The following is a 19,855-nucleotide window of genomic DNA, read 5'->3' on the forward strand; positions in this document are numbered from 1 at the left end:
TGCTGGCGGCGCCACCGGTCCACCCACGCCGCACACGCGACTTGCACGGCGGTACGCACTCCCCGCAACAGGTGCGCGCGTGCGCCGCGAGACAATCCGCCCCTATGAACTGGCAACGAATCCTCATTCCCGTAATGGCCGTGGTGGTACTGGGCGCCGCCTGGCGCGCCTACGGCGCCCCGGGCCTGGCCATCGCCAGCGGGGGGCTGCTGATGTGGCTGCTGCTGCATTTCACGCGGCTGATGCACGTGCTCAAGCAGGCCGCAGACCGGCCCGTGGGCTGGGTCGGCAGCGCCGTGATGCTCAACGCGAAGCTCAAGCCGCGGTCCACCCTGCTGCACGTGATGGCCATGACGCGCTCCCTGGGCGAGCCGCTCTCGCCCAAAGACCAGCAGCCCGAGGTGTTTCGCTGGACCGACCCGGGCGGCTCGAGCGTCACCTGCGAGTTCGCCGACGGCCGCCTTGTGAGATGGACCCTGCAGAGGCCCGAGCCCGCTGCCGACCCCGCCGGCGCGCAGCCGCAGGCCGTGCAGGCGGCGACGGCTTCCCAGCGCGAATCGAGCACAGCGTCGGGCCACTAAAATCGGCGGTTTGCTGCTTCCCCACACCTGACTCCGAAGGACGAGACATGAGCGTTGTTCCCAGCATGGCCGACCGCGACGGCAAGATCTGGATGGACGGTGAAATGGTCGATTGGCGCGACGCCAAGATCCACGTCCTGAGCCACACCTTGCATTACGGCTGCGGCGCCTTCGAGGGCGTACGGGCCTACAACACGTCCGACGGCACGGCCATCTTCCGCCTGAAGGAACACACCGACCGCCTGTTCAACAGCGCCAAGATCCTGCGCATGACACTTCCCTTCAGCAAGGAGGAAGTCAACGAGGCACAGAAGGCGGTCGTGCGCGCCAACAAGCTCGAGAGCTGCTACCTGCGCCCGCTCACCTGGTACGGCTCCGAGAAGCTCGGCGTGAGCCCCAAGGGCAACCGCGTGCACCTGATGGTCGCCGCCTGGGCCTGGGGTGCCTACCTCGGAGAGGAAGGGCTCAGGCGCGGCATCCGCGTGAAGACCTCCAGCTACACCCGCCACCACGTGAACATCACGATGACGCAGGCCAAGGCGGTCTCCAACTACTCCAACTCCATCCTGGCCAACATGGAGGCGGTGGACGACGGCTACGACGAGGCCCTGCTGCTGGACAGCTCGGGCTTCGTGAGCGAAGGCGCCGGCGAGAACATCTTCCTGGTCAAGGACGGCAAGATCTACACGCCCGACCTTTCGGCCGGCGCGCTCAACGGCATCACGCGCAACACGGTGTTCCACATCTGCGCCGACCTCGGCATCGAGATCGTGCAGAAGCGCATCACGCGCGACGAGGTCTACATCTGCGACGAGGCCTTCTTCACCGGCACCGCGGCCGAGGTCACGCCCATCCGCGAACTCGACCGGGTGCAGATCGGCGCCGGCGCCCGCGGTCCCCTGACGGAGAAGATCCAGTCGGCCTTCTTCGACATCGTCAACGGCCGCAACCCCAAGTACGCCCACTGGCTCACCCGCGTCTGAGGGCCCGCTGCATGACCGCCACCCGCAAGGAAGCCGTCGTCGAGCTGCTCGGCAAGGACCTCAACGCCAACGGCGGCGTGTTCTGTCCCAGCCCCAAGGCCGACATGAAGCTGTGGAACACCCATCCGCGCATCTACCTCGACGTGGCCACCACCGGCGAGGCACGCTGCCCCTACTGCGGCACGGTCTACAAGCTGAAGGCGGGAGAGCATTTCGGCGCGGGGCACTGAGCCCGGCCGGGCCGGCATCGGCGCAGCCGACGCGCAGCACCCACGAGAGGCCAGCGCCAAGGAGCGGCCTCGACCGGCGCTGCGCGCCAGGGCTGCCGCGTCGCGCCCCCTGCGTTGCCGCGGGCGTGCCGCGTACCCGCGCGCAGCCTTCCTGGGCGCACGCCGGGGCCAGACCGCCCGCATCCTGTGAGCCTGCTTCCTCCCATGATGACCCTCTTGCACCGCCGCACCGCACCAAGGCCAACGCCTGCGAGCCACAGCCTCGTGGTCGCACCCCAGTGGATCGGCGATGCCGTCATGACCGAGCCGCTGCTGCGCCGGCTGGCCGCGCGGGGCGAGCGGCTCACGGTCGGTGCCCTGCCCTGGGTGGCGCCGGTGTACCGGGCCATGCCGCAGGTCGATTCCGTCATCGAGTTCCCCTTCCAGCACGGCGGGCTGCAGTTCGCCGCGCGGCGCTCGCTGGCGCGTGAGTTGCACGGGCGCTTTGAAACGGCCTATGTGCTGCCCAACTCGCTCAAGAGCGCGCTGCTGCCGTTCCTGGCGAGCATTCCGCATCGCGTCGGCTATCTGGGTGAGGCCCGCGTCGGGCTGCTCACGCACCGACTCAAGAACCCCCGCGGCAAGCTTCCCATGGTGGCCTTCTACTCGGCCCTGAGCGGCGAGCCCGGCATCGAGAACGACCGACCCCGGCTGGCGCTGCCGCCCGGCGCCGTCGAGCGCGCGGCCCAGGCGCATGCCCTGCAGGTCCGGGGCTACTACACCTTCGCGCCGGGGGCCGAATTCGGTGGTTCCAAGCGCTGGCCGCCGGCCCACTACGCGCAGCTCGCGGCCGGGCTCGACGCACCCGCCGTGCTGCTCGGCTCGGGCAAGGAGGCGCCGCTGTGCGAGGAGATCGCGCAGGCTGCGCCGGGCCGGTGCGTGAACCTGGCCGGCAAGACGTCCCTGCTGGACGCGTTCGCCCTGATCGCGGGGGCGCGCGCCATGGTCAGCAACGATTCCGGGCTCATGCACGTGGCCGCGGCGTTCGGCGTGCCGCAGGTGGCCCTGTTCGGCTCCACCAGCCCGCTGCACACGCCGCCGCTGAACGCTCGGGCGCAGGTGCTGTGGCTCAAGAACGATCCTGCCTACCAGCCGCCGCTGGACTGCGCACCCTGCTTTGAACGCGAGTGCCCCCTCGGACATCACCGCTGCCTGCACGACCTGCCGCCCGGGCGCGTGCAAAAGGCCCTGGCCAGCGCTTCCTGACCGGGCCGGCGCTGCGGGCGATCGCTGAGACTGCCGGCCTCTCGACCAACGCCACGCGCTGCCGGCCACCGCGGCCCAGCCCCGTCGCGCTCCGCCCCGCTAGACGCCCGCGACGGGCTCGGTCTGCGATGCCGGCAGCCGCACCACGAAGCGTGCGCCGCCGCCCTCGGCGCCTTCGCAGCGCACCGTGCCGCCGTGGCCCTCGACGATGGAGCGCACCAGCGCCAGTCCGAGCCCGACGCCGCCGGAGCGCTCGCTGGCGCCGGGCAGGCGGTAGAACGGCTCGAAGATGCGCTCGCGCTGGTCCGGCGGCACGCCCGGACCCTGGTCGCACACCTGCAGCGTGGCTTCGCCCGCCACCGCGCCCACGGCCGCGGTGACCGGGCCGCTGGAATAGCGCCTGGCGTTCTCGAGCAGATTGCGCACCACGCGGCGCAGCAGCCGCGGCACCCCATCGACCATGACGGCCCGACCGTCCTGCGACACCAGCAGTTCGGCGCCGCTGCGCGCGCATTCCTCGGCGACAAGGCCGGTGAGATCGACGGCTTCGTGCGGCTCCACGTCCGCGGCGCGGGCGTCCAGCCGGCTCGCCAGGAGGATCTCGTCGATCAACTGGTCGAGTTCGGCGATGTTGCGGGCGATCTCGGCGCGCGCGGCTCCCGTGTCGCTGCTGCGCTCCATCAACTCCACGCCCATGCGGATGCGCGCCAGCGGCGAACGCAGCTCGTGCGAGGCGTTGGCCAGCAGCGATTTGTGGCTCTGCACCAGCTGCTCGACGCGCTCGGCCGCGTGGTTGAAACGGCGCGCCAGGTACGCGGCCTCGTCCGAGCCGGATTCGTCCACCCGCGCGCTCAGGTCGCCCGCGCCCCAGCGCTCGACGCCGGCGCGCAGCGCATCCAGCCGCTGCGTCAGCCGCCGCACCACCGGGTAGCTGCCGACCGCCACTGCAAGGGCCGCGATGCCCAGCATCCACAGCAGGCCCGAGCCGCCGCGCAGCCAGCGGCGCGGCAGCGGGCCTTCGCCGGGGCTGCGCGGCCGGGGCGGCATCTGCACCACCACCGTGCTGCCGTCGCGCATGGCGACCGGAAACTCGATGCCTTCGCCCGGCACGAACACCGGACGCACCCGCACCTGCCCCAGCACCTCTCCTTGCTGGTTGCGGATGATCACCTCGCGCAGGGGCCGCGGCTCGCTGCTGGCCTGCCAGAGCCAGCCGAAGAAGAGCGTGATGACGGCCACGGCCGCCACCACCGCCAGCCACAGGCGCAGGTACAGCGGCAGCTGCAGGCGCCGCGCCGGGCGCTCAGTCCTGCTGCTTGGCAAAGACATAGCCCACCCCCCGCACCGTGAGGATGCGGCGCGGGTTCTTGGCGTCGTCCTCGATGGCGGCCCGGATGCGTCCCATGTGCACATCAATGGAGCGGTCGAAGGCCTCCAGCTCGCGGCCGCGCACCGCCTCCATGATCTGGTCGCGCGTGAGCACGCGGCCGGCGCGCTCGGCCAGGGCGGCGAGCAGGTCGAACTGATAGGAGGTGATCTCGCAGGGCCGCCCGCCCAGGGTTACGGTGCGCGCGTCGCGGTCGATCTCCAGCGAGCCGAAGCGCAGGATCCGGGCCGCGGGCGCCTGGCCCTCGCCGCGCCGGCGCAGCACCGCGCGGATGCGCGCCAGCAGCTCACGCGGCTCGAAGGGCTTGGGCAGGTAATCGTCCGCACCCATCTCGAGTCCGATGATGCGGTCCATCGGGTCGCCCTTGGCGGTGAGCATCAGGACGGGCAGCCGGGCGGCATCGGAGGGCAGCGCACGCAAGCGCCGGCACACCTCCAGGCCGTCCATGTCCGGCAGCATGAGGTCGAGGATCACCAGCGCGGGCAGCCCGCCCGCGGGCGGCGGCTCCAGCAGGGCCAGGCCGGCCTTGCCGTCCAGGGCGTGGGTCAGGCTGAACCCCGATTGCTCCAGGTACTCGCCCACCATCTGCGCGAGGCGGGCGTCGTCTTCGATCATCAGCAGGTGGGGCATGAGGGTCGTGGTCGAGGCTGGCGGGGCCATTCTGTCACCGGCGGGCGCGGCGCACGGCGCGCGCGCTGTAAACAGGCGGTAAACGGCCGTCCGGTGAGTCGGGCCCGCTCAGGCGCCGCGCGGTCGCACCCGTGCCGCCAGGGCCACCAGCAGCAGCACGGGCACGCCCAGGCAGGCGGTGGCCAGGAAGAAGGTGGAGTAGCCCCAGGCGTCCACGGCCTGGCCCGAGAAGCCGGCCAGCCATTTCGGCAGCAGCAGCATGACCGAGCTGAAGAGCGCGTATTGCGTGGCCGAATAGCTCACGTTGGTGAGTCCGGAGAGGTAGGCGATGAACGCCGCCGACGCGATGCCCGAGGCCAGGTTGTCCGCGGAGATGACCATCACCAGGGCCTGCAGGTCGTGGCCGCGGGACGCCAGCCATGCGAACAGCAGGTTGGTGGCGGCACTGAGCACCGCGCCGAGCATCAGCACCCGCATCACGCCCAGGCGCAGCGCGAGCACGCCGCCGATGAAGGCGCCGGCCAGGGTCATGGCGACGCCGTACACCTTGGTGACGGCCGCGACTTCGTCCTTGGTGTAGCCCATGTCCACGTAGAAGGGGTTGGCCATGATGCCCATCACCACGTCGCTGATCCGGTAGACCGCGATCAGCGCGAGCACCAGCGCCGCCTGCCAGCGGTAGCGGCGCACGAAGTCGGCGAAGGGTTCGACCACCGCCTCGCGCAGCCAGGCCGTCAGGCCGCGCGCGGGCGGCAGCACACGCCGGACGGGCTCGGGCGAGAGCAGCACGGTGGCCACGCCCACCGCCATCGAGGCCGCCATGGCAAGGTAGGCCACCCGCCACGCGCCGTCCTGGTAGGCGGCCTGTGCCCCGGCCACCGCCGGCGCCACCTCGGCCCGCGCTGCGATCCACAGCACGCCGGCGCCGGCCCAGATCATCGCCAGCCGGTAACCGGTCTGGTAGGCCGCGGCCAGCGCGGCCTGCCGCTCGGTGTCGGCCGATTCGATGCGGAAGGCGTCGAGTGCGATGTCCTGGGTGGCGGAAGCGAAGGCCACCACCAGGGCGAACCAGACCACGGCCTGCAGCTGCGTGCGGGGGTCGCACAGCGCCATGCCGGCCAGGCCCAGCGCAATGGCGAGCTGCGACACGAGCAGCCAGCTGCGCCGTCGCCCCAGCGCAGCGGTGAGCCCCGGGATCGGGAGGCGGTCCACCAGCGGCGCCCAGGCCCATTTGAAACCGTAGGCCAGTCCCACCCAGGAGAGATAGCCGATGGTGGTGCGGTCCAGTCCGGCCTCGCGCAGGCGGAAGCTGAGGGTTCCCAGCACCAGCAGCAGCGGCAGCCCGGCTGAGAAGCCGAGGAACAGCATGCGCCAGGTGGAGGGCTCGAGGTAGACGCGCAGGGCGGCGACCCATTCGTCGAGGCGCCCGGTCCGGGTCGGGGTGGTGATGTTGTCTGACATGGGGGGCTGCGGCGCTCATTATGATGGGCCGCATGTGCCAGCTCTGCTTCATCGGGGCCTCGCAGGACCGCCCTTATGCCCGGCCCAACAGCATGTCGCGCCGGGGCTTCCTGGGTGCCGGTGTGGCGATCGCCGGCGCGTCCGCGCTCGCACCGGCCATGGCCCAGGTCGATGTGGGGCGTCCCTCCAGCATGCGCGGCCTCGTACCTGCCGCCGAGCTCGAGGCTGCAGCTGCCCAGGAGTACGCGCAACTGATCGGGCAGGCGCGCCAGAAGGGCGTTCTCGCCAGCGACAGCAATCCCACCTTGCAGCGCCTGCGCAGCATCGTCGCGCGGCTCATTCCACACGCGGCGCAATGGAACAAGCGGGCCAATTCCTGGCGCTGGGAAGTCAACCTCATCAACAGCCCGCAGATCAACGCGTTCGTCATGCCCGGGGGCAAGATTGCCGCATTCACGGGCCTCATCGAAAAGCTCAACCTGACCGAGGATGAGGCTGCGATGGTGCTGGCGCACGAGATGGCGCACGCACTGCGCGAGCACGCCGGAGAGCGCATCGCAAAAACCCAGGGCACCGGTATCGGCCTCTCGGTGCTGGCGCAAGTGCTCGGGCTGGGGCAGTTCGGCGACATGGCGGCGAACATCGGCACGCAGCTGCTGTCGCTGCGCTTCAGCCGCGAAGACGAGATCGAGGCGGATCTGGTCGGCCTGGAACTGGCCGCTCGCGCCGGCTACGACCCACGGGCGTCGCTCTCGCTGTGGGAGAAGATGGGCCGCGCCTCCGGCGGCAGCCAGGGGCCGGGCTTCCTCTCGACCCACCCGAGCGGCCCGGCACGGATGGCGCGGCTGCGCGAGAACATCCCCCGGGTTCAGGGCCTGTACGAGCAGGCGCGGGGGCGCGGCAGTGCACCGGTGGCGAGCAGCGCCCGACCGCCTGCGAGTGCCGCGGGCCGTCCGGCCGCCAGTGCGCCGGCGAGCGCCGCCGGCCGGCCTGCCGGCAGGCCTCCGCCCGAGCAGGGTGGCATCCCCATCATCCGGTAGACAGCGCGTGCGCACCCGCTGCCGGCACTGACGCAGCAGCAGCAGCAGTCACGCTGCTGCCTTGTTCAGGTGCCGCGCACGTACGGATTGCTGCGTCGCTCCTCGCCGAAGCTGCTTTCGGGCCCGTGGCCCGGGACGAACACGGTGTCGTCGCCCAGCGGCCACAGGCGCTGCGTGATGCTGCGGATCAGCGTGGCGTGGTCGCCTTGCGGAAAGTCCGTGCGGCCGATGCTGCCGGCGAACAGCACGTCGCCGACGAAGGCGCGCTTGAGCTCGGACGAGTGGAACACCACGTGTCCGGGCGTGTGCCCGGGGCAGTGCCGCACCGCCAGAACATGTTGTCCAAGCGCGACCGTGTCGCCATCTTGCAGCCAGCGTGTGGGCGTGAAGGGCTGCGCTGGAGGGAAGCCGAACATCCGGCTCTGCTCGGGCAGCGCGTCGATCCAGAAGCGGTCGGCCTCGTGCGGTCCGATGATCGGCAGCGCCAGACGCGCGGCCAGTTCGCCGGCACCTCCTGCATGGTCGATGTGGCCGTGGGTCAGCCAGACCTGTTCGAGCCGCAGCCCGCGCCGCCCGACCTCGGCGAGCAGGCGGTCCAGCTCGCCGCCCGGGTCGATCACGGCGGCCTGGCGCGTCGCGTCGTCCCACAGCAGGGAGCAGTTCTGGGCAAAAGGCGTGACGGGGAGAGTGAGGGTGCTCAGCATGTCAGCGCGATTGTGCGGCGCTGCCGGCGCCCTGGGCCTGCGCGAGCAGGGGCGCCCACTCGGGGCCCGCAGCCGCGCGGATGCGCAGCGGCCCCCCGGCCATCGCGAGCTCGACCGATTCGGCATGCAGCCACAGGCGCTGCACGCCCAGCCAGGCGGCCACGGCGCGGTTGTGCGCGCCCTTGCCGTGGGTAGTGTCCCCGACCAGCGGGTGGGCGATGTGCTTGAAATGCCTGCGGATCTGGTGGCGCCGCCCCGTGTGCGGCTCGATACGCACCAGGGCGTAGCGGCTGCTGGGATGGCGCCCGTCGGCGCTGAAGGGCCAGTCGAAGCAGGCGAGGCACTCGTAGTGCGTCAGCGCGGCGCGGTGCTCCTGGCCGGCCGAAGGCCGCTCCGGGTCGCGTGCCAGCGGATGCGCGACGGTGCCGCTGGCGTCCGGCCAGCCCCGCACCAGGGCCAGGTAATGCTTGCGCACGCTGCCCGCCGCAAAGGCCGCACCCCAGTGCGCCGCCGCCTGCGCGCTGCGCGCCATCAGCAGCACACCGCTGGTGGCCTTGTCGAGCCTGTGCAGGGGCCAGAGGCGCTCGCCCTGCTGGGCTTGCAGCAGATCCAGGGCGGTCCTGCTTTCGTGCGCGTCGAGGCCGCTTGGATGCACCAGAAGACCGGCCGGCTTGTCAATCGCGATCAGCGAACGGTCGAGGTATAGAACCGTGAGTGGAGCGTGCTCATGCATGGGGAAAGCTGATGGCCAGTGAGATGCATTGTGATGTGCGGCAGCGCCGGCCGAGCCGCCGGCTGCTGCGCTTTTCCTTGCTCATCCGGAGGGTAAACGGAGCAGATTTGCGCTGGGCCGCCCATGCTGCGACAGTCCGGCCCCTGCGCGAGGGAGCGCTTCACACACGATGACCGTATCCAAGTCCCGTCCCGCCCGCTGGACGGTGAGAACCTATCTGATCTGGCTCGTACTGGCCTGCCTGCTGCCGGGCGTGCTCGGCGCCGTCGCGCTGTTCGGCCACCAGTACCGGCAGGCACGCGCCGACCAGGAAAAGAGCACCATCCTCACGGCCCGCGCCCTGGCCCAGGCCACCGACAACCACTTGCTGAAGGTGCAGGCCGTGGCGCAGTCGCTGGCCACCTCCACTGCGCTCGCCCAGGGCGACCTGGCGCGCTTCCACCAGCAGGCGCTGAAGGTGATGACGCAGGTCGGGCTGGGCAGCCATGTGGTGGTGCGCGACCAGGCCGGCCATCAGCTGATCAATACCGCCGTGCCCTGGGGCGAGCCCCTTCCGGAGGTTCTGCAGCCCGAACTGGTGCAGCACGTCTTCGAGACCAGCCAGCCCACCGTGTCCGACCTGGTGGTCGCGCCCGAGCTGGGGCGCCACATGATGAGCGTGGATGTGCCGGTGCTGGTGAACGACGAGGTGCGCTATGCGCTCGGCATCGGCGTCGAGCCGGAACAGTTCGACCGACTGCTGCGCGTCCAGGGACTGCCGCAGGACTGGTACGCAGCCATCTTCGACGGCAGCGGCATGCTGGTGGCCCGCGCCCAGGATTCGCGGCAGTACGTGGGCCGGCGCGTCGCCGACGGTCTCATGAGGCTGCTGCAGGTGGCCAACGAGGGCAGCGGCCGCTTCACCACGCTGGACGGCACGCCGGTGTCGTCCTTCTTCAGCCGCTCGCCCATCACCAACTGGGGCGTCGCGATCGGTATTCCGCAGTCCGTGATGGTGGGCGACGTGGTGCGTACGTCGGCCCTGCTCGGCTTCGGGATCGTGGTGCTGTTCGCAGCCGGCATGCTGCTGGCGCGGCACATGGGGCGGCGTATCGGCACGTCGTTCGAATCGCTCAGCGGGGCCGCCTCCGAGCTCGGTGCCGGTCGCGAGATCGCGCTGCCCGAGATGCACATCAAGGAGGCAGCGGCCGTCGGCAGCGCGCTGCAGGCCGCAGCCGGGCTGCTGCAGGAGCGCTCGACCACCCTGAAAGAAAGCGAGATGCGCTTCAAGGCGCTGGCCGACAACATCGCCCAGCTGGCCTGGATGACCGACCGGCACGGTGCCATGCAGTGGTTCAACCGCCGCTGGTACGAGTTCACCGGCGCGAGCGCGCTCGCACCGGCCGAGGAGGGCTGGCGCCGCGCCCACCATCCCGAACACCGCGACCGCGCGCTCGACAAGTTCAACCGTCACGTGGAAAGCGGCAGCCCCTGGGAAGACACCTTCCCGCTGCGCGGGCGCGACGGCCACTACCGCTGGTTCCTCTCGCGTGCCTTCCCGCTGCGCGACCAGTCCGGGCGCATCGTGAGCTGGTTCGGCACCAACACCGACATCACCGAGCAGCTGGAGGCCCAGCAGTCGCTGCACGAGGCCGACCGGCGCAAGGACGAGTTCATCGCGCTGCTTGCGCACGAGCTGCGCAATCCGCTCGCGCCGGTGCGCACCGCGGTGGAGATCCTGCGCCGGGTGGGCGGCCAGGAGCCGCGCCAGGACCGCGCACGCGAGGTGATCGAGCGGCAGGTGACGCACATGTCGCGGCTGATCGACGACCTGCTCGACGTCTCGCGCATCGCCCGCGGCAAGCTCGCGCTGCAAAGGGAGCGCTGCGACCTTGCCGCCGTCGCGCGCCAGACCGCCGAGGACTACCGCAGCAGCCTGGAGACCGCCGGCCTGCGCCTGCACGTGCGCAGCGCGCCGCACCCGATCTGGGTTGATGGCGATCCGGTGCGGCTCGCGCAGATGATCGGCAACCTCCTGAACAACGCGGCGCGCTTCACCGAACGCGGCGGCCAGGTCGAGGTGCATGTCGAGGCCGACTCCACCCGGCGCATGGCCATCGTGCGGGTGGTGGACACGGGCGTGGGCATGGAGCCCGAGCTCATGCAGCGGCTGTTCGATCCTTTCAGCCAGGCGCGGCAGGACCTCGCGCGCTCCAAGGGCGGGCTCGGCCTGGGCCTGGCGCTCACCAAGGGCCTGGTCGAGCTGCATGGCGGCGGCGTCGCCGCCGACAGCGACGGCGTGGGCCACGGCTCGACCTTCACCCTGCGCCTTCCCCTGTCGGCCAGCCAGCAGGCGAGCGGCGGCACCTCCGAGCGCGTGCTCACGGACTGCAAGGGCCTGCGGGTGCTGGTGATCGAAGACAACGAGGATGCCGCACGCTCGCTCGGCGAGCTGCTGGAGATGGGCGGCCACACCGTGCGGCTGGCCTACGACGGCGAGTCGGGCGTCGCCGCGGCGCACGCCTTCCGCCCCGATGTCGTCATCTCGGACATCGGCCTGCCCGGCGAGATCGACGGCTACGGTGTGGCCCAGGCGTTGCGGGCGGCGCCCGAGTTGCGTGCGACCTACCTGATCGCGCTGTCGGGGTATGCCAACGAACAGGCCCGCCGGCGCTCCAGCGCCGCGGGGTTCGACGTGCACCTGCCCAAGCCGGCGGACATCCACATCCTCGAGCGGACGCTGGCGAGCCTCTAGGCCCGTGCGGACCACACGATCCGGGAGGCGAGCTCCCGCTGGCGGTCCGGTGCTGGTGGTCGGTCCTCACCGGGCGTTGATCGGTGCGCGAACGAGTGACTGCGACTGCGATACGCGAGGCGGGTCGAGGTGAGGTGAGGTGAGGCGAGGCGAGGCGAGGCGAGGCAGGGCGACGCGAGAAGTCACGCCGGAGCGAAGCGCCTGCGTTCAGGATCGCGCCGGCCACAGCACCGAGCCGATCGCCACGGTCATGAGGCCCACGGCCGCCCAGTCCTGCCAGTGCAGCACCTCGCCCAGCCAGACGGCTCCGCTGAACACGCCGAGCACCGGGATCAGCATGATGCTCAGCGTCGAGGCCAGCGGCGGCAAACCGCGCGCCAGCGAGAACCAGGCTGCCTGCGCGAAGCCGAAGATCAGCACGGCGTTGAAGGCGATGGCACCCCAGGTGGCATCGCTCGGGTGGTGCCAGTCGGCGCGCTCGAAACCGAAGGTCAGGGCCGACATGCACAGTGTGGTCAGCACGGTCATCCAGAACGACAGCGTGAGCGTGGGCGCTTCGATGCGGCTGCGCCGCAACTGCTGCGTGCCCAGCGCCCACACGCAGGCGGCGACCAGGGCCAGCCCCACGCCCAGCGGACGGCCGGCAAGTTGCACGGCTTCGTGCCACAGCAGCAGCAACACGCCCAGGGCCGCCGCACCGACGCCGGTCCAGCCGCGGGGCGTGAGCCGCGCCGAGTAGAGCCAGGCGCCGATCAGGGCCGAGAAGATGGGCATGGTGTAGCCCAGGATCGCGGCACGCCCGCTGGAGAGGTGGCGCAGCGCGAGGATGATGCACACGTGCCACACGAGCATGTTGGTGACGGTGAGCCAGAGCAGCGCCGGCCAGTGCGGCCTGGCGATGCGAAACGGCACCTTGAGCACCAGCAGCGCGCAGGCCAGCACCGGCAGGCCCAGCCACATCGACAGGGCCCGGAACCCGAGCGGTGGGAAGTCGGTCACGCCCAGCTTCATCACCGGCCAGTTGAGGCCCCAGGTGAGCGTGAGCAGGACCAGCAGGACGAGTTGTTGACGGCTCAGCAGCGGCATGGCAAGGCATTGTGCGCCCGGGGCCGCTCCTACAATCGCCGGCCATGACCTTCATCGAGATGCTGCTGGGCGCGCAGCAGCGCAACGGCTCCATGCTGTGCGTGGGGCTGGACCCCGAGCCCGCGCGCTTCCCGGCCCGCCTGAAGGGCGACGCGAGCCGCATCTACGAGTTCTGCGCCCGCATCACCGACGCCACGGCCGATCTCGCCATCGCCTTCAAGCCGCAGATCGCCTACTTCGCCGCGCACCGCGCGGAAGCGCAGCTGGAGCAGCTCATGGAGCACCTGCGGCGCAACGCTCCGCACGTGCCTGTCATCCTGGACGCCAAGCGCGGTGACATCGGATCCACCGCCGAGCAGTACGCCCGCGAAGCCTTCGAGCGCTACGGCGCCGACGCCGTGACCCTGTCACCGTTCATGGGATTCGACTCGGTCCAGCCCTACCTCGAGCACGCCGGCAAGGGCGCGTTCCTGCTGTGCCGCACCAGCAACCCCGGTGGCGACGACCTGCAGAACCAGCGGCTGGCTTCCGTTGCCGGCGAGCCGCTGCTGTACGAACACGTCGCACGCCTGGCCCAGGGCCCCTGGAACCTCAACGGACAGCTGGGGCTGGTGGTGGGCGCCACCTATCCGGCCGAAATCGAGCGCGTGCGCGAGGTTGCGCCCCGCCTGCCGCTGCTGATTCCCGGCGTCGGGGCACAGGGCGGCGACGCGGTGGCAACCGTGCGCGCCGGCTGGCGCCCGGACGCGCCGATCGCGGTGAACTCGTCGCGCGCCATCCTCTATGCATCCTCGGGCGAGGACTTCGCGCAAGCCGCGCGCCGCGAGGCCCTCAGAACGCGCGAGTTGCTGCAGGCTGCGCGGGGCACCTGAGAGCCCCCGCCGGTTCGCACGCACCTCCGGCGTCCTGTCATGACCGGCGGGCCCGCGCGTCAGTGGCTCCAGCGCCCCGCGCCGTCCCAGGGTCGGTCGTGACGGCCCAGCATGCGCTCCCAGGTCCACGCCAGTCCCTCGCGCACGTCGCCGCGCCAGCCGGCGTTGATCGGCACGACCGGCACCCAGCGCGTGTCGTGGCGCGCCACCCAGAACGAGAACACGTAACCCGGCTCCTGTCCCATGCGCAGGTCGGTCACGTAGGCCAGGTCGCCCTCGGCGTGCACCTTGTAGAAGCCGTGCGTGAACGCGGCCATCCGCCGCACCGGCTCGAACTCGCGCAGTTGCTCGCGCAGCGCGGCGTCGCGCTCGAAGCGCCGGAAGACCACGCGGCGCTGCGGATCGAGCAGCGAATGAAAGCCTTCGAGGAAGTGGTCGTCCTGCATCACGACCACGCGCCACAGCAGGGTGTTCAAGGGGGCCGGGGTCACCAGCATGGGCGCGCCCGAAGCTGCCGTGCCCGCCAGGCTGTCCTGCGCCACCTGGCGCACCTGCCACTGCGCCGCCATGCTCCACGCCAGGTACAGCGTCGCCAGGCCCAGCCCCAGGTGGTTCCAGCGCCGCCCCGATGGCCGGCGGCTTGCCAGCGCCGCCGCGAGCCCCACCAGCAGGGGTAGCGTGTAGAGCGGATCGATGATGAAGATGCTGCCGATCGCGAAAGGATGGTCGGAAAACGGCTGCAGCAGCTGGGTCCCGTAGACGGTCATCGTGTCGAGCAGCGGGTGCGTGACCAGGGCGAGCCACATCGCCAGCCACCAGCGTCGGAACGCGTCGCGCGGGCCGCCGGCGCGGCTGGCCAGCCATCCCAGCGCCGGAGCGCCCAGCGTGAGCCAGAACAGCCCATGGCTGTGGCTGCGGTGGAAGGTCATGTTGCGCACCGCGTCGCCGTAGTCGAGGAAGGAGTCGAGGTCCGGCAGGGTGCCGGCGATGCCGCCCCACAGCGCGGCTTTCCAGAGGGCGGTGCGCCGCCCCATGACGGCGGCGCCCACTGCGGCACCCAGGGCGAACTGCGAGACGGAATCCATGGCTGCGAACGCTACAGCAAGCGCTGCAGGTAGCGGCCGGTGTGGCTGTCCGGGTGCGCGGCCACCTGCTCGGGGGTACCGGCGACCACCACGCGCCCACCGCCCGATCCGCCTTCAGGGCCCATGTCGATGACCCAGTCGGCGGTCTTGATGACGTCCAGGTTGTGCTCGATCACGACGATGGTGTTGCCGGCGTCGCGCAGCTGGTGCACCACGCGCAGCAGCAGGTCGATGTCGGCGAAATGCAGGCCCGTGGTGGGCTCGTCCAGGATGTAGAGCGTGCGGCCGGTGTCGCGCTTGGACAGCTCCAGCGCCAGCTTCACGCGCTGTGCCTCGCCGCCCGACAGGGTGGTGGCTGCCTGGCCGAGCTTCAGGTAGCTCAGGCCCACGTCCATCAGCGTCTGCAGCTTGCGCGCGATCGTCGGCACCGGCTTGAGGAACGCGAGTGCGTCCTCCACCGTCATGTCGAGCAGCTGCGCGATGTTGCGGCCCTTCCACTGCACCTCCAGGGTCTCGCGGTTGTAGCGGGCGCCCCGGCAGACGTCGCAGGCCACGTAGACGTCGGGCAGGAAGTGCATCTCGACCTTCACCACGCCGTCGCCCTCGCAGGCCTCGCAGCGCCCGCCCGGCACGTTGAAGGAGAAGCGGCCGGGCCCGTAGCCGCGTTCCTTGGCCGTGTTGGTGTCGGCCATCAGTTCGCGAATGGGTGTGAACAGGCCCGTGTAGGTGGCCGGGTTGCTGCGCGGCGTGCGGCCGATGGGAGACTGATCGACGTTGATGACCTTGTCGAAATGCTCGAGGCCTTCCATGTCGTCGTACGCGGCCGGCTCCTCGTGCGAGCGGTAGAGGGTGCGTGCCACGGCGGCATACAGGGTGTCGTTCACCAGCGTCGATTTGCCCGAGCCGGACACGCCGGTGACGCAGGTGAGCAGCCCCACCGGGATGTCGATGTCCACGCCGCGCAGGTTGTTGCCGCGTGCGCCCCGGATGGCCAGGCGCTGGAGCTCGCCCGGCTTGCCGCCCGCCACGGGCGCCCAGGGCCGCCGCCGAGCGGGTACGGCGATGGCCAGGCTGCCGGCGAGGTAGCGGCCGGTGAGCGATTCGCTGGTGGCCTCCACCTGCTCGGGCGTGCCCTGCGCCATGATGCGGCCGCCGTGGATGCCCGCGCCCGGCCCCATGTCGATCACGTGGTCGGCGGCGCGGATCATGTCTTCGTCGTGCTCGACCACCAGCACGCTGTTGCCGAGGTCGCGCAGGTGCTTGAGCGTTTCGATCAGGCGATCGTTGTCGCGCTGGTGCAAGCCGATGCTCGGTTCGTCCAGCACGTACATGACCCCCGTGAGGCCCGAGCCGATCTGGCTGGCCAGGCGGATGCGCTGGGCCTCGCCCCCGGACAGGGTCTCGGCGCTGCGATCGAGGCTGAGGTAGTTCAGACCCACGTCGTTCAGGAAGCGCAGGCGCGCGGCGATCTCGCGCACCACCTTGTCGGCGATCTCGCCTTTCGAGCCGGGCAGGTGCAGGCCCGCGAAATACGCATGGCTCTCGCGCAGGGTGGCGCGGCTGACCTCATGGATGGTGCGCGCCGTGGCGCCCGTGCCCAGGCGCACGTGCCGCGCCTCGGCGCGCAGCCGGGTGCCGTGGCATTCGGGGCAGGGCTGCAGGCTGCGCATGCGCCCGAGCTCCTCGCGCACGGCCGGCGAATCGGTTTCGCGCAGGCGCCGCGCCAGGTTGGGAATCACCCCCTCGAACGGGTGCTTCTTGCTCACCTTGCGGCCCGCCGAACCGCCGGACTCCAGCACATAGCTGAACTTGATCGCCTCGTCGCCGGAGCCGTGCAGGATGGCGTGCTGCACCGCAGCCGGCAGCGATTCGAAGGGCGCTTCCACGTCGAAGCCGTAGTGCCGAGCCAGGCTTTCGAGCAGGCTGAAATAGTGGGCATTGCGCCGGTCCCAGCCCTTGATCGCGCCGGAGGCGAGCGACAGCGAGGGAAAGGCCACCACGCGCTGCGGATCGAAGTACTCCATGTGTCCCAGCCCTTCGCAGTGCGGGCAGGCGCCGACAGGGGAGTTGAACGAGAACAGCCGCGGCTCCAGCTCGCCGATGGAGGTGTGGCACACCGGGCAGGCGAACTTCGCGTTGAACAGGTGCTCGCGGCCGCTGTCCATTTCGAGCGCGACGGCACGGCCCTCGGCCAGTCGCAACGCGGCCTCCAGGCTCTCGGCCATGCGCTGCTGCACCTCGGGACGCACCTTGAGCCGGTCGATCACCACGTCGATGTCGTGCTTGCCGGTCTTCTTGAGCGCGGGCAGCTGCTCGGCCTCGACCATCTCGCCATCGACGCGGAAGCGCACATAGCCTTGCGCCTGCATCTGCGCGAACAGCTCGCCGAATTCGCCCTTGCGCTCGCGTGCGACCGGCGCCAGGACCATCAGCCGGGTCTCGGGAGGCAGCGCCAGCGCCGCATCGACCATCTGCGAGACGGTCTGCGCTGCGAGCGGCAGCTCGTGGGTGGGGCAGTGCGGTGTCCCGGCGCGGGCGAACAGCAGCCGCAGGTAGTCGTGGATCTCGGTGACCGTGCCCACGGTGGAGCGCGGGTTGTGGCTGGTGGCCTTCTGCTCGATGGCGATGGCCGGCGAGAGCCCTTCGATGACGTCCACGTCGGGCTTGTCCATCAGCTGCAGGAACTGCCGGGCGTACGCGGACAGGCTTTCCACATAACGGCGCTGGCCCTCGGCGTACAGCGTGTCGAACGCCAGGGAGGACTTGCCGGAGCCCGACAGGCCGGTGATCACCACCAGCCGGTTGCGCGGAATGTCGAGATCGACGTTCTTCAGGTTGTGCGTGCGCGCGCCGCGGATGGCGATGCGCTGCTGCTGCAGTGCATCGCCGAGGTAGGCGCCGTCGGCGGAGGAGTTCAAGCTCGGGCTTCGAAAGGTAAACCCGACATGATAGGGCCGGAGGTGGCGCCGGCCAGCCGCGGCGCGCCGGTGGACCGCCTGCGCCGCCCCCGAAGGGGTTGCCGCCATCGCTCACAATAGCTGGCTAGTCGGGCCTCGCGGCCCGCCCGTGACGCCTCAGCCTGCCGCCCCGTTCGTGAGACCCTCCGCTTCCCCTCCTTCCCCGTCCCGCCCCGCTTCGACCCGCATGACGCCGCTCGAGCTGCGCGCGAGCGGCTCGCTTGCCAGCATCTTCGCCGCCCGCATGCTCGGGCTCTTCCTGGTCCTGCCCGTGTTCGCGCTGGAGGCTGCGCGCTACCCCGGCGGCGACGATCCGGCGCTGGTCGGCCTGGCCATGGGCATCTACGGCCTGACCCAGGGCGTGCTGCAGATTCCCTTCGGGCTCGCTTCCGACCGCTTCGGGCGCAAGCGCACCATCGTGCTCGGACTGCTGCTGTTCGCCATCGGCAGCTTCGTCGCGGCGGGCGCCACCAACCTCGGCTGGCTGGTGGTGGGGCGCTCGCTGCAGGGCGCGGGTGCCGTATCGGCAGCGGTCACGGCCCTGCTGGCCGACCAGACCCGCGACGAGGTGCGCACCAAGGCGATGGCGCTGGTGGGCGCCAGCATCGGAATGATGTTCGCGTTGTCGCTGGTGGCCGCGCCGGTGCTCGCCGCCGCGGTGGGTCTGGGCGGGCTCTTCGCGATCACGGGCGTGCTGGCGCTGGGCTGTATCGCCATCGTGCTCTGGTGGACTCCGCCCGAGCCCGAGCAGCACAAGAACGCGCCGCGCGGGCGGATGTCCGAGGTGCTGAACCACGGGCCGCTGCTGCGGCTCAACGTGGGCGTGTTCGTGCTGCATGCGGTGCAGCTGGCGATGTGGGTGGCCGTTCCGGGCCTGCTGGTGGCCGCCGGCCTCGCTGCCGAGGACCAGTGGAAGGTGTACCTGCCGACGGTCCTGGCGTCCTTCGTCGTGATGGCCGCGCTGCTGTTCCCGATGGAGCGCCGCGGCTATCTGCGGGCGGTCTTCCTCTGGTCGGTCGGCCTCATCGGCATGGTGCAGCTCGGGCTGCTGCTGGTGACCAGCCGCCCCGGCGTGACGGAGCTCGCGGTGCTGCTGTTCCTGTTTTTCTGCGCGTTCAACGTGCTGGAGGCCAGCCAGCCGAGCATGGCATCGCGCGTGGCGCCGCCCCACGCCCGCGGCGCGGCCCTGGGCGTCTACAACACGCTGCAGTCGCTCGGCTTTTTCGCCGGTGGCGTGCTCGGCGGCTGGCTGGTCAAGTACGCCGGCCCGCACGGCGTCTTCGGCGCCTGCGCGGCGCTGGTGGTGCTGTGGCTCGTCGTGGCCTGGCCGATGCGTGCCCCGCAGCGGGCCAAGACGCCCGAGGAGACGCTGGCCGACGAGGCGCAGGCGACATAATCCAAGCGATCATTCCGGAGGAACTCCCGCCATGGCATCCGTCAACAAAGTCATCCTCGTCGGCAACTGCGGCCGCGATCCCGAAATCCGGTACCTGCCGTCCGGCCAGGCCGTGGCCAACGTGAGCGTCGCCACCTCCAGCCGGCGCAAGGACAAGAGCAGCGGCGAAACGGTCGAGGACACCCAGTGGCACCGCGTCACCTTCTACGACCGCCTGGCCGAGATCGCCGGCGAGTACGTGAAGAAGGGCCGTCCGATCTACGTTGAGGGGCGCCTGAAGTACGGCAAGTACACCGGGCAGGACGGCGTGGAGCGCAATACGGTGGACATCATCGCCACCGAGCTGCAGCTGCTCGGCGGGCGCGAAGGCATGGGCGGTCCGGGCGGAGCCGGCGGTGGGGGTGACGACGAGTTTGGCGGCGGCGGCGCGCCGCAACGCCGGGCCGCGGCGCCGGCGCAGCAGCGTCCTGGTGGCGCCCCGCAGCGCCCCGCCGCCGCCCCGCGCCAGCCGGCGCAGGACTTCAGCGACATGGACGACGACATTCCGTTCTGACGGAGCTCCGCGGGTCTGCCCGCACCAGGCGCCTCGGCGGTCGATGCGCTCGATGCTCCTGTGCCGCAGGGGCGTGTCCGTCGCTCCGTGCAAGACAGGCATCGCACGGGGCTTCCACGCCGTCGATGGAATCCACCTTCGCAGCAACACCGCAGCCGCGCCCTGCCGCAGCGCAACG

The 19,855-nt window shown here is 70.9% G+C and carries 17 protein-coding genes; 9 read left to right on the forward strand and 8 right to left on the reverse strand.

Annotated features, from left to right (window positions below; translation table 11 throughout):
• The first annotated feature begins 104 nt into the window (after positions 1–104).
• The 4 genes from WG922_RS16305 to waaF all read left to right on the forward strand — a co-directional run bounded on the left by WG922_RS16305 (position 105) and on the right by waaF (position 3,039).
• A complete protein-coding gene (locus tag WG922_RS16305) occupies positions 105–581 on the forward strand; it encodes a glycerate kinase (RefSeq protein WP_340283819.1) in 477 nt (158 codons plus the stop codon).
• Between the two features lie 47 nt (positions 582–628).
• A complete protein-coding gene (locus WG922_RS16310; protein ID WP_340283820.1) occupies positions 629–1,564 on the forward strand; it encodes a branched-chain amino acid transaminase in 936 nt (311 codons plus the stop codon).
• Between the two features lie 11 nt (positions 1,565–1,575).
• A complete protein-coding gene (locus tag WG922_RS16315) occupies positions 1,576–1,794 on the forward strand; it encodes a zinc-finger domain-containing protein (protein WP_340283821.1) in 219 nt (72 codons plus the stop codon).
• A 207-nt stretch (positions 1,795–2,001) separates the two neighbouring features.
• Entirely contained in the window at positions 2,002–3,039 is a 1,038-nt protein-coding gene (waaF, locus tag WG922_RS16320) for a lipopolysaccharide heptosyltransferase II (protein WP_340283822.1), read from the forward strand.
• Between the two features lie 99 nt (positions 3,040–3,138).
• Here waaF and WG922_RS16325 read toward each other — a convergent pair whose 3' ends face one another.
• The 3 genes from WG922_RS16325 to WG922_RS16335 form a co-directional block, all read right to left on the reverse strand.
• On the reverse strand, positions 3,139–4,368 hold the full coding sequence (locus WG922_RS16325; RefSeq protein WP_445322844.1) for a sensor histidine kinase: 1,230 nt from the start codon (positions 4,366–4,368) through the stop codon (positions 3,139–3,141).
• Positions 4,343–5,056 (reverse strand): response regulator transcription factor, encoded by a 714-nt coding sequence (locus WG922_RS16330; RefSeq protein WP_340283824.1) that lies wholly within the window; start codon positions 5,054–5,056, stop codon positions 4,343–4,345. Before WG922_RS16330 ends, WG922_RS16325 begins: the two co-directional genes overlap by 26 nt.
• A 108-nt stretch (positions 5,057–5,164) precedes the next feature.
• Entirely contained in the window at positions 5,165–6,517 is a 1,353-nt protein-coding gene (locus WG922_RS16335; protein WP_340283825.1) for an AmpG family muropeptide MFS transporter, read from the reverse strand.
• Between the two features lie 32 nt (positions 6,518–6,549).
• Between WG922_RS16335 and WG922_RS16340 the strand changes: the two genes are divergently transcribed.
• Positions 6,550–7,557 carry a M48 family metallopeptidase gene (locus WG922_RS16340; RefSeq protein ID WP_445322845.1) on the forward strand — a complete coding sequence of 336 codons (1,008 nt, stop codon included), beginning with the start codon at positions 6,550–6,552 and terminating at the stop codon, positions 7,555–7,557.
• A 65-nt stretch (positions 7,558–7,622) separates the two neighbouring features.
• Here WG922_RS16340 and WG922_RS16345 read toward each other — a convergent pair whose 3' ends face one another.
• A complete protein-coding gene (locus tag WG922_RS16345) occupies positions 7,623–8,261 on the reverse strand; it encodes an MBL fold metallo-hydrolase (protein WP_340283826.1) in 639 nt (212 codons plus the stop codon).
• 1 nt (position 8,262) lies between these two features.
• On the reverse strand, positions 8,263–8,994 hold the full coding sequence (locus tag WG922_RS16350; RefSeq protein ID WP_340283827.1) for a pseudouridine synthase: 732 nt from the start codon (positions 8,992–8,994) through the stop codon (positions 8,263–8,265).
• A 169-nt stretch (positions 8,995–9,163) separates the two neighbouring features.
• Between WG922_RS16350 and WG922_RS16355 the strand changes: the two genes are divergently transcribed.
• Positions 9,164–11,728 (forward strand): hybrid sensor histidine kinase/response regulator, encoded by a 2,565-nt coding sequence (locus tag WG922_RS16355; RefSeq protein WP_340283828.1) that lies wholly within the window; start codon positions 9,164–9,166, stop codon positions 11,726–11,728.
• Positions 11,729–11,935: 207 nt separating this feature from the next.
• Here WG922_RS16355 and WG922_RS16360 read toward each other — a convergent pair whose 3' ends face one another.
• Positions 11,936–12,814 (reverse strand): DMT family transporter, encoded by an 879-nt coding sequence (locus WG922_RS16360; protein ID WP_340283829.1) that lies wholly within the window; start codon positions 12,812–12,814, stop codon positions 11,936–11,938.
• A gap of 44 nt (positions 12,815–12,858) precedes the next feature.
• Here WG922_RS16360 and pyrF point away from each other — a divergent pair, with 44 nt between their 5' ends.
• A complete protein-coding gene (gene pyrF / locus WG922_RS16365) occupies positions 12,859–13,686 on the forward strand; it encodes an orotidine-5'-phosphate decarboxylase (RefSeq protein WP_340283830.1) in 828 nt (275 codons plus the stop codon).
• 59 nt (positions 13,687–13,745) lie between these two features.
• On the opposite strand, the gene WG922_RS16370 is transcribed toward pyrF, so the two are convergent.
• Both WG922_RS16370 and uvrA read right to left on the reverse strand, forming a co-directional pair.
• On the reverse strand, positions 13,746–14,771 hold the full coding sequence (locus WG922_RS16370; RefSeq protein WP_340283831.1) for a metal-dependent hydrolase: 1,026 nt from the start codon (positions 14,769–14,771) through the stop codon (positions 13,746–13,748).
• Positions 14,772–14,782: 11 nt separating this feature from the next.
• Positions 14,783–17,689, reverse strand: coding sequence for an excinuclease ABC subunit UvrA (uvrA, locus tag WG922_RS16375; RefSeq protein ID WP_340283832.1), 2,907 nt, complete (start codon positions 17,687–17,689; stop codon positions 14,783–14,785).
• 226 nt (positions 17,690–17,915) lie between these two features.
• Here uvrA and WG922_RS16380 point away from each other — a divergent pair, with 226 nt between their 5' ends.
• Both WG922_RS16380 and ssb read left to right on the forward strand, forming a co-directional pair.
• Positions 17,916–19,124, forward strand: a complete 1,209-nt coding sequence (locus WG922_RS16380) for an MFS transporter (RefSeq protein ID WP_340283833.1) — start codon at positions 17,916–17,918, stop codon at positions 19,122–19,124.
• A 31-nt stretch (positions 19,125–19,155) separates the two neighbouring features.
• A complete protein-coding gene (gene ssb, locus WG922_RS16385) occupies positions 19,156–19,677 on the forward strand; it encodes a single-stranded DNA-binding protein (protein ID WP_340283834.1) in 522 nt (173 codons plus the stop codon).
• Positions 19,678–19,855 lie beyond the last annotated feature (178 nt).

It is taken from the genome of Ramlibacter sp. AN1015 (assembly GCF_037726105.1).
Lineage (GTDB): Bacteria > Pseudomonadota > Gammaproteobacteria > Burkholderiales > Burkholderiaceae_C > Ramlibacter.

Excerpts from the sequence above, each read along its gene's own strand:
- WG922_RS16305 (WP_340283819.1), top strand. The coding sequence starts at position 105 with ATGAACTGGCAACGAATCCTCATTCCCGTAATGGCCGTGGTGGTACTG.
- WG922_RS16310 (WP_340283820.1), top strand. The coding sequence starts at position 629 with ATGAGCGTTGTTCCCAGCATGGCCGACCGCGACGGCAAGATCTGGATG.
- WG922_RS16315 (WP_340283821.1), top strand. The coding sequence starts at position 1,576 with ATGACCGCCACCCGCAAGGAAGCCGTCGTCGAGCTGCTCGGCAAGGAC.
- waaF (WP_340283822.1), top strand. The coding sequence starts at position 2,002 with ATGACCCTCTTGCACCGCCGCACCGCACCAAGGCCAACGCCTGCGAGC.
- WG922_RS16325 (WP_445322844.1), bottom strand. The coding sequence starts at position 4,368 with ATGTCTTTGCCAAGCAGCAGGACTGAGCGCCCGGCGCGGCGCCTGCAG.
- WG922_RS16330 (WP_340283824.1), bottom strand. The coding sequence starts at position 5,056 with ATGCCCCACCTGCTGATGATCGAAGACGACGCCCGCCTCGCGCAGATG.
- WG922_RS16335 (WP_340283825.1), bottom strand. The coding sequence starts at position 6,517 with ATGTCAGACAACATCACCACCCCGACCCGGACCGGGCGCCTCGACGAA.
- WG922_RS16340 (WP_445322845.1), top strand. The coding sequence starts at position 6,550 with ATGTGCCAGCTCTGCTTCATCGGGGCCTCGCAGGACCGCCCTTATGCC.
- WG922_RS16345 (WP_340283826.1), bottom strand. The coding sequence starts at position 8,261 with ATGCTGAGCACCCTCACTCTCCCCGTCACGCCTTTTGCCCAGAACTGC.
- WG922_RS16350 (WP_340283827.1), bottom strand. The coding sequence starts at position 8,994 with ATGCATGAGCACGCTCCACTCACGGTTCTATACCTCGACCGTTCGCTG.
- WG922_RS16355 (WP_340283828.1), top strand. The coding sequence starts at position 9,164 with ATGACCGTATCCAAGTCCCGTCCCGCCCGCTGGACGGTGAGAACCTAT.
- WG922_RS16360 (WP_340283829.1), bottom strand. The coding sequence starts at position 12,814 with ATGCCGCTGCTGAGCCGTCAACAACTCGTCCTGCTGGTCCTGCTCACG.
- pyrF (WP_340283830.1), top strand. The coding sequence starts at position 12,859 with ATGACCTTCATCGAGATGCTGCTGGGCGCGCAGCAGCGCAACGGCTCC.
- WG922_RS16370 (WP_340283831.1), bottom strand. The coding sequence starts at position 14,771 with ATGGATTCCGTCTCGCAGTTCGCCCTGGGTGCCGCAGTGGGCGCCGCC.
- WG922_RS16380 (WP_340283833.1), top strand. The coding sequence starts at position 17,916 with ATGACGCCGCTCGAGCTGCGCGCGAGCGGCTCGCTTGCCAGCATCTTC.
- ssb (WP_340283834.1), top strand. The coding sequence starts at position 19,156 with ATGGCATCCGTCAACAAAGTCATCCTCGTCGGCAACTGCGGCCGCGAT.